Annotated in this window: 11 protein-coding genes and 1 riboswitch; of the genes, 6 read left to right on the top strand and 5 right to left on the bottom strand. The window is 65.7% G+C overall.

All coding sequences use genetic code 11. The features are described 5' to 3' along the window. Positions 1–242 precede the first annotated feature (242 nt). Positions 243–1154 carry a GGDEF domain-containing protein gene (locus tag ACK543_RS04515; RefSeq protein WP_409941655.1) on the top strand — a complete coding sequence of 304 codons (912 nt, stop codon included), beginning with the start codon at positions 243–245 and terminating at the stop codon, positions 1152–1154. A 165-nt stretch (positions 1155–1319) separates the two neighbouring features. Then, positions 1320–2822 (top strand): M20 family metallopeptidase, encoded by a 1503-nt coding sequence (locus tag ACK543_RS04510; RefSeq protein WP_409941654.1) that lies wholly within the window; start codon positions 1320–1322, stop codon positions 2820–2822. Positions 2823–2971: 149 nt separating this feature from the next. On the opposite strand, the gene ACK543_RS04505 is transcribed toward ACK543_RS04510, so the two are convergent. Both ACK543_RS04505 and ACK543_RS04500 read right to left on the bottom strand, forming a co-directional pair. Then, on the bottom strand, positions 2972–3457 hold the full coding sequence (locus tag ACK543_RS04505; RefSeq protein WP_409941657.1) for an NUDIX hydrolase: 486 nt from the start codon (positions 3455–3457) through the stop codon (positions 2972–2974). Positions 3458–3525: 68 nt separating this feature from the next. Then, a complete protein-coding gene (locus tag ACK543_RS04500; RefSeq protein WP_409941653.1) occupies positions 3526–4227 on the bottom strand; it encodes a riboflavin synthase subunit alpha in 702 nt (233 codons plus the stop codon). 173 nt (positions 4228–4400) lie between these two features. Here ACK543_RS04500 and ACK543_RS04495 point away from each other — a divergent pair, with 173 nt between their 5' ends. After that, complete coding sequence (locus ACK543_RS04495) at positions 4401–5504, top strand: hypothetical protein (protein WP_409941652.1); 1104 nt, start codon at positions 4401–4403, stop codon at positions 5502–5504. A gap of 190 nt (positions 5505–5694) precedes the next feature. Here the strand turns inward: ACK543_RS04495 and ACK543_RS04490 are convergent, their stop codons facing one another. Continuing rightward, entirely contained in the window at positions 5695–7014 is a 1320-nt protein-coding gene (locus ACK543_RS04490; RefSeq protein ID WP_409941651.1) for a Glu/Leu/Phe/Val family dehydrogenase, read from the bottom strand. Between the two features lie 205 nt (positions 7015–7219). Further along, on the bottom strand, positions 7220–8089 hold the full coding sequence (locus tag ACK543_RS04485; RefSeq protein ID WP_409941656.1) for a PPK2 family polyphosphate kinase: 870 nt from the start codon (positions 8087–8089) through the stop codon (positions 7220–7222). Between the two features lie 65 nt (positions 8090–8154). Between ACK543_RS04485 and ACK543_RS04480 the strand changes: the two genes are divergently transcribed. Then, positions 8155–9117, top strand: a complete 963-nt coding sequence (locus ACK543_RS04480; RefSeq protein WP_409941650.1) for an alpha/beta hydrolase — start codon at positions 8155–8157, stop codon at positions 9115–9117. 86 nt (positions 9118–9203) lie between these two features. Here the strand turns inward: ACK543_RS04480 and ACK543_RS04475 are convergent, their stop codons facing one another. After that, on the bottom strand, positions 9204–10151 hold the full coding sequence (locus tag ACK543_RS04475; RefSeq protein WP_409941649.1) for a LysR family transcriptional regulator: 948 nt from the start codon (positions 10149–10151) through the stop codon (positions 9204–9206). A gap of 71 nt (positions 10152–10222) precedes the next feature. Between ACK543_RS04475 and ACK543_RS04470 the strand changes: the two genes are divergently transcribed. Further along, on the top strand, positions 10223–10687 hold the full coding sequence (locus ACK543_RS04470; RefSeq protein ID WP_409941648.1) for a PACE efflux transporter: 465 nt from the start codon (positions 10223–10225) through the stop codon (positions 10685–10687). Positions 10688–10899: 212 nt separating this feature from the next. Continuing rightward, positions 10900–11014, top strand: a riboswitch (S-adenosyl-L-homocysteine riboswitch). A 28-nt stretch (positions 11015–11042) separates the two neighbouring features. Next, the coding region (gene metH, locus ACK543_RS04465; protein ID WP_409941647.1) for a methionine synthase at positions 11043–13735 on the top strand (2693 nt) is incomplete at its 3' end.

The following is a 13735-nucleotide window of genomic DNA, read 5'->3' as shown; positions in this document are numbered from 1 at the left end:
CTCGGTCATGATGGCGATAGCCATGGCCGTGGTGGCCTGGGGGCGGCGGCACGATGGCCAGCTGCATTGGTCGGCAGCGCTGCTGGCCAATGCAGCGGGGCACACGCTGCTGCTGCTGCGCGGGCAGGTTCCCGATGTGATTTCGATCGTGGGGGCCCATGGCTTGCTGTCAGGCTCGCTCGCCCTGCTGCTGGCTGCCGACGGTGTCGTTGGTGTGCGTCGATGCACTCTTGGCGGACACCTTGGCAGAACGAGCGGCCCTGGTGGGCACGGTGCTGGCGCTGCAGTCGCTGTGGGCAGCGTGGGTCATTGTGCGCTACCGGCGCGGCTCCGTCGGGCGCGGCCAGTGGCTGGTGCTGGCGGGGCTCGGAGCCGCGGCGTTGATGCTGCTCGGCCAGGCATTCGGTGCGATTGCCAGCATGGAAACAGCCGACTCCATGGGGCACAGCAACGCCGTTCAGACAGTCACCCTACTGACCATCTTTTGTGGGACGCTGCTCAGCTCGCTGGGCTTTATCTTCATGCTGCGCGATCGGACCGATGAGAACGACCGCTTGACTGCCGCACGCGACCCACTGACCGGGGTGGTCAATCGCCGATCGATCGTGGCCTCGCTCGACCGCGACCTGGCCCGTGCGCTGCGTACCAACGCGCCCATCGCCGTGATGATGGTGGACATCGACCACTTCAAGCGTGTCAACGACCGCTACGGCCATGCCGTGGGCGACCGGGTGCTGTGCCATGTGGTGAACACGCTGCAAGAGCGGGTGCGCGCGCAGGACCTGGTGGGTCGCTACGGCGGCGAGGAGATCATGGTCGTACTGCCCGACACCGATCTGGCGGGCGCCGAGCAGTTGGCCCACTCTCTGTGCCGCGCGGTGGCCCAATCGCACTGCCACGTGCCTGCATCCGATCTGCCCGGCAACCCGGCGTTTGGGTCTGACATCGAAGTCACGGTCAGTATCGGCGTGTACGCCGGCCGTCCGGTGCAGGGCGATAGCTGGGACATGCTGATCGCCGCCGCCGACCGCGCGCTGGTCCAGGCCAAGGTGAACGGCCGAGACCGGGTGGAGGTGGCCTCCAGCCTGCGCAACCCCGATGGCTCGTCGCCCGCCGTTCACGGCATGCAGGCCTTGACCGGCCAGCCGGGGTAGCAGCCCCGCCCGGTGGGCGCATGGGTGTCGGGGTGTCGGTAAGAGCGCCCGGCACAAAGCGGTTTGCAGATCCGACGGTGGGCATCTCGGCCGCCATGGCGCGAGACTGCGCGATGTGTTGGAATGTGAATTTACACCCGCCACCACGCCTTTGAGGAGACCGCCATGAACGCCCGCGTCCCCCCCCAGACCCTGCAACCCGCACTGGCGCTTGAGCGCGTCAGCCAGCAGTGGGACCGCGACATCGTGCAGCAGTTGACGGACTACGTGGCCATCCCTGCCAAGTCGCCCATGTTTGCGCCCGACTGGGCCGCGCTGGGGCTGCTCGACACCGTGGTGCGCAACGCCGCCGCGTGGATCGAGACCCAAAAGGTCGAGGGCCTCACGCTCGAAGTGGTGCGCCTGGAAGGCCGCACACCGGTGCTGTTCTTCGAGATCGCATCCACCCAACCAGCCGTCACCGACACGGTGCTGATGTACGGCCACCTGGACAAGCAACCCGAGTTCAGCGGCTGGCGCAACGACCTCGGCCCCTGGACCCCCAAATACGAAGACGGCAAGCTCTACGGCCGTGGTGGCGCGGATGATGGCTATGCAGCCTACGCCAGCATTGCCGCCGTGCAGGAACTCAAGCGCCAGAACGTACCCCACCCACGCATCGTGGGCCTCATCGAAACCTGCGAGGAAAGCGGCTCGCGCGACCTGCTGCCCTACATCGACGCGCTGCGCCCCCGCATGGGCCATGTGGCGCTGGTGGTGTGCCTGGACTCGGGCGCGGGCAACTACGACCAACTGTGGCTCACCACCAGCCTGCGCGGCATGGTCAGCGGCACGCTCAAGGTCGAGATCCTGACCGAGGGCATCCACTCGGGCGACGCATCGGGCCTTGTGCCCTCATCGTTTCGCATCATGCGCCAGGTGCTCGACCGGCTGGAAGACAGCGCCACCGGCCGCCTGCTGCCCGCCAGCTTCCATTGCGAGGTACCCCCCGACCGCCTGCAGCAGGCGCGGGCCACTGCCGCCATCCTGGGCGAAGAGGTGTACCGGCGCTTTCCGTGGGCACACTACGATTGCGGCGGCTCGACCACCTTTGCCCTGCCGACCACCACCGACCCGGTGCAGGCGCTACTCAAGCGCACCTGGGAGCCCACGCTCAGCGTGACCGGTGCCGAGGGCTTTCCGGCCCTGCAGGACGCAGGCAATGTGCTGCGTCCCTACACTGCTTTCAAGCTCAGTCTGCGCCTGCCGCCACTGGTGGACGCGGCACAGGCCGTGCAGGAGCTCAAGGCCCTGCTGGAAGACAACGCGCCCTACCAGGCCAAGGTGACCTTCCAGGGTGGCGGCGGTGCCACCGGCTGGAATGCGCCTACCACCACGCCATGGTTTGAGCAGGCGCTCAACGAAGCGTCACAGGCGCACTTTGGCGCGCCCTGCGGCTACATCGGCCAGGGCGGCACCATCCCACTGATGAACATGCTCAGCGAGGGCTTCCCCACCGCGCAGATGATGGTGTGCGGCGTGCTGGGCCCCAGGAGCAACGCACACGGCCCCAACGAGTTTTTGCATGTGCCGTATGCCAAGCGCCTGACGGCGTCCGTCGCGCATGTGATGGCGGCCATGGCACAGCACGGCGTGGCGGCTGCCACCCCCACCGCCTCCGCTGGCTGAAGCCGCACGGCCCGGCCGGGCCTGTGGGGGCGTTGCCACTGTGCGCGGCACAAGCCCGGCGACCTGCACTTTCGCTGATGCGCCGCCATGCCACGTTGCACATCGCCGCGATGGCGACATGTTGACCAGTTCAACAAAGTGTGAAGGGGCTATCGCGGCTGCGCTGTCACCGAGGCATCGGTGTGGATCAGCGACACCGGATACCGCTGGCCTGCCAGATAGTCGTTCATGCACTGCAGCAGCAGCGGGGTGCGGTGCCGCTCGGGGCAGGCGCGGATCTCCTCGGGCGTCATCCAGACGGTGCGGATGATGCCGGTATCGAGCGCGCGCCAGGCATGGTGGGTTCCCAGTGTGCCGGCAAACGCAAAGCGCATATAGGTCACATCGTCGCCGGTGCGTGTCTTGGTGAAGCGGTTGAGGTACACGCCAATCAGCGCCGTGGGCACGAAGTCGTGCGCGGTTTCCTCAAGCACCTCGCGGGCGCAGGCCGTCACCGGGGATTCGCCGGGGTCCATGTGGCCCGCGGGGTTGTTCAGCTTGAGGCCATCGGTCGTTTCTTCTTCCACCAGCAGGAAGCGGCCATCGCGCTCAGTGAGGGCAGCCACGGTGACATTGGGTTTCCAGCGGTGGGACAAGGCAGGCATGATCAAAAGGAGCAATGAAACGGACTTTGCAGCGCGCAGCCGCAGCTTGCGCTGGGGGGCTAGCGCGCCGGGGCCGCGGCAACGAAGTCATCGAGCGACAGGCCCTTTTCATGCAAGATGGCCTCCAGCACTGGCTGCAGGCGGCCCAGGCTTTCCTGTACGGCTTCGCGCACCGTGTCCACCATCACCTGCGTGCTGCGCTCGATCTCGATGTTCAGCCGCGCGCCCACCGGTTTGCCTTCAAACACGGTGGCGCGGCGCGTTTCAGGAATCAACCAGACCTCAAACCAGCCCTGCTGCCGGTTCACCTCGGCCACCGTCAGGCTCGCGCCGTGGATGGCGATGTAACCCTTGGCAAACACGTAGCAGCGAAACGGCTCGGGCACGGCCACGCGCCACACCAGGTTGTTGTCCAGCTCGCGCCGCTCGATCAGCGTGCCGGTGCAATCCACATGCCCCGACAGCGGGTGACCGCCGATCTCGGCCCCATCCTTGGCGGCACGCTCCACGTTCACCCGGTCGCCCTGCACATACGTGCCCAAGGTGGTGATGTTCAGACTCTGCAGCATCACATCAAAGCTGGCTTGCGTGGGCGACAGGATCTCAGTGACCGTCAGGCACACACCATCGGTGGCCACGCTGGCACCAATGGCAAGGTCCTGGCAAAAGCCTTCGGGGAAATCAAGCGTCAAGGTGCGCAGGCCCGAGCGGTCGTGAATAGCGGCAATGCCTGCCGTGGCTTGGACGATGCCTGTGAACATGGGGCGCTGCGCTTGCGGGCGCAATGAAACGTGAACGCTCAATTTTGCCACCCGCCGCGTCCAGGGGCCGCGCCGGGCTGCATGCGCGATCGCAGCGGTGTGGCGCGGGTCGCGCACAGCCCGTGGTCACGCCACGGCATTCGCGACACAATCGCACCACACTTCGCACGCCCATGGCTGTCCCCATCGACCCCTCCCGCAGCGCCAGCACCATGCCGCCCCTGGCCCAGCTCCTGGCCGAGGCGGCGTTGCAGCGCCAAAGCGCGCTGCTGGGTGTGGACACACCGCGCGCAGCCCCGCCGCCCTCGCTGCCTGCAGGGCCGCCCACGCCGCAGGCACCTGCCGCCTTGCCCCTGCCTGCTGCGCCACGGCCCACCGCGGCTGACACCGCCCACATTTCGCCACAAGCGCGCCAGCAGTTGGGGGCCGGGTTCGATCCGCAGCGCAGCGCGGGCAGCGCTGGCGGCAGCAGCAGCGCTGGCCGTGCCGCGGGCCCGGCGGTGGCTCCGGTTGGCGCAGCGCCGCCGTTACCGGGCAAGCCGCCTCTGGATGCCTCCGCCGGGCTGCAGAGTTCAGCGGCCCAGGCCACGTCGGCCGCCTGGCCCACCGCGAACCCCGGTGCTGCGCTGGTGGGGCTGGTGAGTCAGGCAGTGGCGCAGCTCACGGCTGGGACATCGCCCCAGCGGGTGGTGGCCGCGCAGGTCTGGCCTGTGGGGCTGGCCGAGGCGCTGGAAAGCGGTTCACTGGCCGAAGACATGCCGCCCCTGCAGACCTGGCTGGTACGGCAGGGCACGGTGCAGACGCCCGAGGGGCCGCGCGGCGTGGCAGTGACGCTGCGCGTGCCGGTGCCCTGGCTGGCATCCCAAGCGCCCGCCCCCGCGCCCGCAGGCGAGCCACCCGGCATGCTGCAATTGCCGTTCACCGGCGCGCCACAGGCGTTGCGCTCCGGCGTGTTTGCGTTGGTGTTGCAGGGCGGCGAGCCGCAGGCTGGGCGCACCAGCGCGCTGCTGGTGGTGGACTTTCAGACTACGGCACCCGCCGTGGTGTATGGGCGCGAGATGATGCATGCGCGGCTGGATCCGTGGACGCAGATGGCGGTACTGCAAGCCAGCGGGCAGGTTCCGCGCGAAGACGAACGCGCACGCCATGACGCAGCCCGGCTGTGCGATACCGTGGGCTGCCCCTATGCCGCGCGGGCCGCATGCGTGCAGCCGTTTTGCCTGGTGATGCGGGCTGTGTTGCCGCTTGAGCCCGCAGGGCCCCAGCCAAGGGCTTGAAATGGCGCGCGAGCGCAAAAAACCGCCAGAGCCGGATCACGGCCGCTGGCGGTTCTTGTTTCAAAGGCCTCCTGATGGGAGGCGTTGACCCATGCCGATGAGGAAGAAGCCTTTGGCCGCATCCAGCGGCCGTGGGCCGACTGCCGCAGCGCCCTCGGGGCAAGGCGCTGCGGGCGACTGAGCGGGACGCTCAGGGGTACAGGCCGCGCATCTCGCGGGCGTGCAGAATGCGCTGGCACGCCACGATAAAGGTGGCGGTGCGCAGGCTGACCTTGTGCTCTTGTGCCACCTGCCACACGCCTGCAAATGCGTCTTGCATGATGCGCACCAGGCGCGCGTTGATCTCGTCTTCGCTCCAGAAGAAACTGGAGAAATCCTGCACCCACTCGAAGTAGCTCACCGTGACGCCGCCAGCGTTGGCAATCACGTCGGGCAGCACCAGCACGCCCTTGTCGTTGAGGATGTCGTCGGCTTCGGGGGTGGTCGGGCCGTTGGCGCCTTCAATCACCAGCTTGGCCTTGATCTGAGACGCATTGTCCTTGGTGATCTGGCCTTCCAGCGCGGCGGGGATCAGGATTTCGCAATCCACGCCCCAGAACTCTTGCGGCTTCATTACATCAGCACCCGCAAAGCCGCCCACGCCACCGCGGGCCTTCACATGGGCCAGCAGCGCGGGCACGTCCAGGCCGTTCGCGTTGAAGATGGTGCCGGTATGGTCTTGCACGGCCACCACCTTGGCGCCCGCTTCGGCAAACAGCTTGGCGGCAATGCCGCCCACGTTTCCAAAGCCCTGCACGGCAAGGCGAGCGCCTTGCAGCGACAGGCCGATGAGCTTGGCCGCTTCGACACCCACGGTGAACACGCCGCGGCCGGTGGCCTCCACACGGCCGAGCGAGCCGCCCAGGTCCACGGGCTTGCCCGTGACCACGCCGGTGGCGGTGGAGCCGGTGTTCATCGAGTACGTGTCCATCATCCAGGCCATGATCTGGCCGTTGGTGTTCACGTCAGGTGCGGGGATATCTTTGCTGGGCCCGATGATGATGCCGATCTCGGAGGTGTAGCGGCGCGTCAGGCGCTCGAGCTCGCCCATCGACAGCTTCTTGGGGTCCACGCGGATACCGCCCTTGGCGCCGCCGTAGGGCACGTTGACCGCCGCATTCTTGATGCTCATCCAGGCCGACAGGGCCATCACTTCGGACAGCGTCACATCCTGGTGAAAACGCACACCGCCCTTGCCCGGGCCGCGGCTGGTGTTGTGCTGCACGCGGTAGCCCTCAAAGTGGGCGATTGTGCCGTTGTCCAGCTCGATCGGCACATCCACGATGAGCGCGCGCTTGGGGCGCTTTAAGGTCTCGACCCAGCGGGCCAGGTGGCCCAGATAAGGCGTGACGCGATCGACCTGTTGCAGGTAGATGCCCCAGGGGCCGAGGTTGTCGGCCTGCAGGTAAGACGGCAGCGGGTGGGGTGAGCCCGCGTGGGCGATGCCCGGGGTACCGGAGGATGAGGACATGGTGATTTCCTTGTGGGATCAATGCAAGGCCTCAAGCTTATGCCTGCCTTTTGGCGATGTCTAAGGCCAGTCTGTTTGCTGATTATGCGCTAAATGCATAACGTGGCTGCGGGTCTCAAATGCCGCAGCGCACCACAAAAAGCAGGGCTTATGCGTGCGCTGAAATCGCAGTGGCCCGGTGCGCAGTTCTGCGCGGCCGGGCGGTTTACTCCACCGTGAAATGCGCCAGTGCCGGGTCGCCGGTGGGGTAGCGCAGGTTCATCTGCTGCAGCACGGTGCGCAGGATGGTTGCGATCATCAGATTGCGATGCGTTTTGGAATTGGCAGGCACGACGGTCCAGGGCGCCCAGGGCGTGTGCGTGGCGTTGAGCAGCGCATCGTAGGCCTGGCGGTAGGCGCCCCATTGCTTGCGCACCTCGATGTCGCCCATGCTGAACTTCCAGTGCTTGGCGGGGTCATCCAGGCGCTCTTGCAAGCGCTGGCGCTGTTCGTCAAGGCTGATGTGCAGCAGAAACTTGAGCACCACGGTACCGGTCTCGCTGAGCATGCGCTCGAAGTCGTTGATGTGCGCCATGCGCTGGCGCTGTTGCTCGGGCGTGATCCAGCCATTGACCACGGGCACCAGCACATCCTCGTAGTGGCTGCGGTTGAACACCGTGATGTCGCCCGCCTGCGGCACCTGCTGGTGGATGCGCCAGAGGTAGTCGCGCGCGAGCTCGGATGCGGTGGGCGCCTTCCAGCCCACGGCGTGCACGCCCAGGGCACTCATGCGGCCAAAGACGCCGCGGATGGTGCCGTCCTTGCCCGAGGTGTCGGTGCCCTGCAATACCACCAGCAGCTTGTACCGCCGGTCGGCATAAAACAGGTTTTGCAGCGCATCCAGTTCCTCGGCCAGCGCCTCCACGGCGGCCTTGTCCTGCGCCTTGCTGCCTTGCGACCACGGCTTGTCGGCCGGGTCGATATGCTCCAATGAGAAAGGTTTGCCTACCGTGGGCTGCCAGGCGCTCCATTGGCGCGACATCGCCTGATCGCAGGCGGCAAACAGGGGGGCGTTGGCATGGGGGTCGTCGGGCATCGGTTTGGTACCAGTCATGGGAGGACAAGGAACGTGAGCGTACGCCATCGGGCATGCGGTAGGCCATGAGCAAGCACAGCTACCGAACTTATAACCAGGAAAATCATTGGCGAAAGTACGCGCCGTTTTTTTCGGGCAGCGCGTGCGCAGATGAGGCCAACGCGCCGGTGGAAGAGTATTTCTCTTTCAGGGGCGCTCAAGTGCATGTGGATCGCTACACGAACCACGAATCGCCCTTCGTCATTGTGCTGGTCCACGGCGCGGGCGGCTACGGTCGTCTTCTGGCGCCCTATGCCCGGCTTGTGCACCAGGCGGGGTACGAAGTGGTTGCTCCGGATTTGCCTGGATACGGCCTGAGCAGCAACGAGACCCGTTTTGTCGATTGTCGATTTTGGGTCGAGGTGTTGCGCGAACTCGCAGCGTCCGAGTACCGAAACAGCGGGCGCCGCATCGTGTTTGTGGGGGCGAGCCTGGGGGGCTTTCTGGCCTATGTCTGCGGGGTTTCGATGCCGGCGGGCACCGTGGCCGGGCTCGTGGCCACCACCCTTGCCGACCCCCGCGATTCCATCACACGCCAGCAGTTTGCGAGAAACTCGATCGTGCTGCGGGTCGGTTTGCCGCTGTTGCCGATGTTCGCGCGCTGCATGGGAGGCCTTCGCTTGCCCATTCGGTGGTTTACCAAAATGAATGCCATGTCCAACCAAGCCGCGCTTTCGCGTCTGGTGGCTGCTGATCCACTCGGCGCTGGGGTGAGCTTGCCCTTGCGGTTTATGCAATCGATCTTTGAGCTTCGCCCGACCGTGGAGCCCGAAAAATTTCTTCGCTTTCCAGTCTTGCTGGCCCACCCGGGCGCAGACCGTTGGACGCCCATGGAGTCCAGCAGGATTTTTTTCGACCGGCTGCAGTGCGAGAAAACTCTGGTGGTTCTCGACCAGTGCGGCCACTTTCCCGTCGAGGAGCCCGGATTTTCGCAACTCGAACGCTCGGTGGTGGCGTTTTTGGAAGAACTCAAAAACCGGCCGCAATGACTTGATAAGGCCCCGCTTTGCAAACGACGCTGGCCATGGGTTTGCAACGATCAGGCACGAAAAAGCCGAGCTTGTCCGGCGCGCCTTCATCCGCCCGCTGAAGTGCGAGCGGGTTCCATCTGATCACGCATCAGCGCCACAAACCGCGCCGCCCCCAGCCCCAGCGGCCGCTCCTTGGACCACACCACGTCCACCCACAGCGCAGTGCCGTTGCTCAGGTTGTCAAAGGGCATCTCCACCAGCCGACCCGATTCGATGCGTGGCTGCACCAGCGCACGCGGTTGCCAGCCCCAGCCGAGGCCAGCCTCGATCAGGCCCAGGGCGGCCAGGTGGTTGTCGGTGCGCCAGTGGTGCCGGGCAAACACAAAGCGTGGGTCGGTCTGCGCCAGGTCGCGGCTGGCCACCACGATCTGGCGCGTGGTGGTCAGGTGCTCCTCGCGCAGCATGGCGCTGGCGGGGGCTTCGCCGCGCGCCTGGGCGGCTGCACGCGCGGCTGTCAGCACCGGGTGCTCGGGGGCCATCACGGCCACCAGGGTTTCGGTGCCCACTTCCTGAAAGCCCTCGCGCCCGTCGATGCTGGGCCGCTCGAACACCAGCGCCAGCTGGGCCCGGCCGCTGTGCAGCAGGGCCAGCGCATCCACCTGCGGTGCTGCCAGCACCTCCACTTGCAGCAGCGGGTAGTCGTGCGCCAGCGCGGCCAGCGGGGCCGTCCAGCGGGCGGCCAGCAGCTCGGGCGCAATGGCCAGGGTCAGGCGTTCTTCGAGCCCCTGCGTCAGGGCCAGCGCCTGGGCATTGAGCTGGCGCAGTTGCCCGGCCAGCAGCCGGGCCTGGGGCTCCAGCGCGCGCGCCGCCGCCGTGGGGCGGGGCTCGCGGCCGCTGCGGTCAAATAGCTGCACCGCCAGCTCGGCCTCCAGGTGGGCAATCGTCATGCTCACGGCCGACGGCACGCGCGACAGGGCCCGCGCTGCCGCCGAAAACGAGCCGTGGTCGAGTGCCGCCAGAAACACCTGCACGCTGTCGGATGAAAAAGCCACGGCTGCCACCTATCAACATTTCTGAAATAAGCTGACTTTATATATCAGACCTCCACACATAAAGTGCAGTTATGTCTGCTTCTTCGTTCGCCAAGCCGTTGTTTCTGAGCCTGCAGGGCCCCCGGCGCCGCTTGATATACGTCACCCTCTACGAACTGATCGCCATTGCAGCGGCCACACTGGGCCTTTCCGCGCTGAGCGGGCAGGGGGTCGGGCATTCCGGCGTGCTGGCGGTGGCGGCGTCGGCGATTGCCGTGGCGTGGAACGTGGTGTTCAACGGGGCCTTCGAGCGCTGGGAGGCCCGCCAGTCGGTGCGCGGCCGCAGTGTGCGCCGCCGCATTGCCCACGCGATCGGCTTCGAGGGCGGCCTGGTCTTCATGCTGGTGCCGCTGTTTGCCTGGTGGTTCAACGTGAGCCTGTGGCAGGCCTTTGTGATGGACCTGGCGCTCATCGTGTTCTTCCTTTGCTACACCTTTGTCTTTAACTGGGTGTTCGACCGGGTGTTCGGGCTGCCTGCGTCCGCGCTGGGCCGTTGAGCGAAGAATCGATCAAGTGCTATTGCTTTAGTAGCATTCATGCCAATACAGGCAGGCGTAACAGCCCAATTTGAATCATAGTCACACCGAAAACAACCACCCCGCAGCACCACGGGTCCATACGCCCTGCACAGCAGCGCCGGGGCACGGCGGCGTGCACAGGGGCTACCCGTGGATCTGCGACCCGGTTCGCTTCCACCTAAAATAATCCCTCGCCCAAGGAGCGTTGCAGCGGCAGCCCAGGCCCACCCCCATCGGTGACTGGCTGCCGTCAGGCTTGGGCTTTCGGCACCATTGCACGGCCCTTGGCAACGACGCTCACCTGTTTTTCCGTGTATTTGCACAGGTGAGCCCCATGTCTGCTATCTCTTTGCCCCCCATGAAGCTGTCCGGCCTGGAGCCGGTCTCCATTGGCGAGGGCGCTCTGTTCGTCAATATTGGCGAGCGCACCAACGTCACCGGCTCCAAGGCGTTCGCGCGCATGATCCTCAACGGCCAGTACGAAGAGGCCCTGGCCGTGGCGCGCCAGCAGGTGGAAAACGGCGCGCAGATCATCGATATCAACATGGACGAGGCCATGCTCGACAGCAAGGCCGCCATGGTGCGCTTTTTGCAGCTCATCGCCTCCGAGCCGGACATCGCCCGCGTGCCCATCATGGTCGACAGCTCCAAATGGGACGTGATCGAAGCCGGCCTGCGCTGCATTCAGGGCAAGGGCATCGTCAACTCCATCAGCATGAAAGAGGGGGTGGAGGCCTTCAAGCACCAGGCCAGGCTCGTCAGGCGCTATGGCGCTGCGGCCGTGGTGATGGCGTTTGACGAACAAGGCCAGGCCGATACCTTTGCCCGCAAGATCGAAATCTGCGAGCGCGCCTACCGCATCCTGGTCGATGAGGTGGGCTTTGCGCCCGAAGACATCATCTTCGATCCCAACATCTTTGCCGTGGCCACCGGCATCGAAGAGCACAACAACTACGCAGTCGACTTTATCGAGGCCACGCGCTGGATCAAGCAGAACCTGCCCGGTGCCAAGGTGTCGGGCGGCGTGTCCAACGTGTCGTTTTCGTTCCGGGGCAACGACCCTGTGCGCGAGGCCATCCACACCGTGTTTCTGTACCACGCCATCCAGGCGGGCATGGACATGGGCATCGTCAACGCGGGCATGGTGGGCGTGTACGACGACCTGGAGCCCCTGCTTCGAGAGCGCGTGGAAGATGTGGTGCTCAACCGCCGCGCTGACGCGGGCGAGCGCCTGGTCGAGATTGCCGAAACCGCCAAGAGCGGTGCCAAGGACGAGAGCAAAAAGCTCGAATGGCGCGGCACACCCGAGCACCCCAAGACCGTGGGCGAGCGCCTGAGCCACGCGCTGGTGCATGGCATCACCGACTTCATCACCGAAGACACCGAAGAGGCCTACCGCGCCATCCTGGCCAAGGGAGGCCGCCCGCTGCACGTCATTGAGGGCCCGCTCATGGACGGCATGAACGTGGTGGGCGATTTGTTTGGCGCGGGCAAGATGTTTTTGCCCCAGGTGGTCAAAAGCGCCCGCGTGATGAAGCAGGCCGTGGCCCACCTGATTCCGTACATCGAAGAAGAAAAGCGCCAGGACGAGGCCGCGGGCCGGGACGTGCGCAGCAAGGGCAAAATCGTCATTGCCACCGTCAAGGGCGACGTGCACGACATCGGCAAGAACATCGTCACCGTGGTTCTGCAGTGCAACAACTTCGAGGTGGTGAACATGGGCGTGATGGTGCCCTGCCACGAAATTTTGGCGCGCGCCAAGGTCGAGGGGGCCGATATCGTGGGCCTGTCGGGCCTGATCACCCCCAGCCTGGAAGAAATGCAGTACGTGGCGGGCGAGATGCAAAAGGACGAGCACTTCCGCCTGAAAAAGATCCCGCTGCTCATCGGTGGCGCCACCACCAGCCGCGTGCATACGGCCGTCAAGATTGCGCCGCACTACGATGGCCCGGTGGTGTATGTGCCCGACGCCTCGCGCAGCGTGAGCGTGGCCCAAAGCCTGCTGGGCGACGGGGCCGACCACTACGTGGCCGAGATGAACGCCGACTACGACAAGGTCCGTACCCAGCACGCCAACAAAAAGGCCACCCCGCTGTGGCCGCTGGCCAAGACTCGCGCCAACAAGACGCCTATCGACTGGTCGGCCTACCAACCCGCCGTGCCCCGCGCGCTGGGACGCCGCGTGTTCAAAAACTTCGATCTGGCCGAGCTTGCCAAATACATCGACTGGGGCCCGTTCTTCCAGACCTGGGACCTGGCGGGCCCGTACCCCGCCATCCTGCGCGACGAGATCGTCGGCGAGCAGGCCCGCAAGGTGCTGGCCGACGGCCAGGCCATGCTGAAAAAGATCATCGAAGGCCGGTGGCTTACCGCCAGCGGCGTGATGGCGCTGCTGCCCGCCAACACCGTGAACGACGACGACATCGAGTTCTACACCGATGACACCCGCACCGAGGTGGCCATGACCTGGTATGGCCTGCGCCAGCAGGCCGAAAAGCATGTGATCGATGGCGTCATGCGCCCCAGCCGCTGCCTGGCCGACTTCATCGCCCCCAAGGACAGCGGGATCGCCGACTACGCGGGCCTGTTTGCCGTGACCGCAGGCCTGGGCGTGGACAAAAAAGAAAAGGCCTTTGTCGATGCGCTGGACGACTACTCCGCCATCATGTTCAAAAGCCTGGCCGACCGCCTGGCCGAAGCCTTTGCCGAATGCCTGCACCACCGCGTGCGCACCGACCTGTGGGGCTACGCAGCGGGCGAGCAGCTCAGCAATGAAGACATGATTGCCGAGAAGTACCGCGGCATCCGGCCCGCGCCCGGCTACCCCGCCTGTCCCGATCACAGCGCCAAGACCGACCTGTTTCGCGTGCTGAACGCCCCAGACATCGGCATGGGCCTGACCGAAAGCCTGGCCATGACGCCCGCAGCCAGCGTGAGTGGCTTTTACATCGGCCACCCGCAGGCGGTGTATTTCAACGTCGGCAAGATCGGCGAAGACCAGCTGCACGACCTGGCAAAGCGCCGGGC

It is taken from the genome of Acidovorax sp. (assembly GCF_046341535.1).
Taxonomy (GTDB): Bacteria; Pseudomonadota; Gammaproteobacteria; order Burkholderiales; family Burkholderiaceae_C; genus Acidovorax.
This window is presented reverse-complemented; position numbering and strand designations above follow the sequence as displayed.

What these genes read in the sequence shown, in the direction of transcription:
- ACK543_RS04510 (WP_409941654.1), top strand. Translation starts at nt 1,320, where the DNA reads ATGAACGCCCGCGTCCCCCCCCAGACCCTGCAACCCGCACTGGCGCTT.
- ACK543_RS04485 (WP_409941656.1), bottom strand. Translation starts at nt 8,089, where the DNA reads ATGCCCGACGACCCCCATGCCAACGCCCCCCTGTTTGCCGCCTGCGAT.
- ACK543_RS04495 (WP_409941652.1), top strand. Translation starts at nt 4,401, where the DNA reads ATGGCTGTCCCCATCGACCCCTCCCGCAGCGCCAGCACCATGCCGCCC.
- ACK543_RS04500 (WP_409941653.1), bottom strand. Translation starts at nt 4,227, where the DNA reads ATGTTCACAGGCATCGTCCAAGCCACGGCAGGCATTGCCGCTATTCAC.
- ACK543_RS04480 (WP_409941650.1), top strand. Translation starts at nt 8,155, where the DNA reads ATGAGCAAGCACAGCTACCGAACTTATAACCAGGAAAATCATTGGCGA.
- ACK543_RS04470 (WP_409941648.1), top strand. Translation starts at nt 10,223, where the DNA reads ATGTCTGCTTCTTCGTTCGCCAAGCCGTTGTTTCTGAGCCTGCAGGGC.
- ACK543_RS04490 (WP_409941651.1), bottom strand. Translation starts at nt 7,014, where the DNA reads ATGTCCTCATCCTCCGGTACCCCGGGCATCGCCCACGCGGGCTCACCC.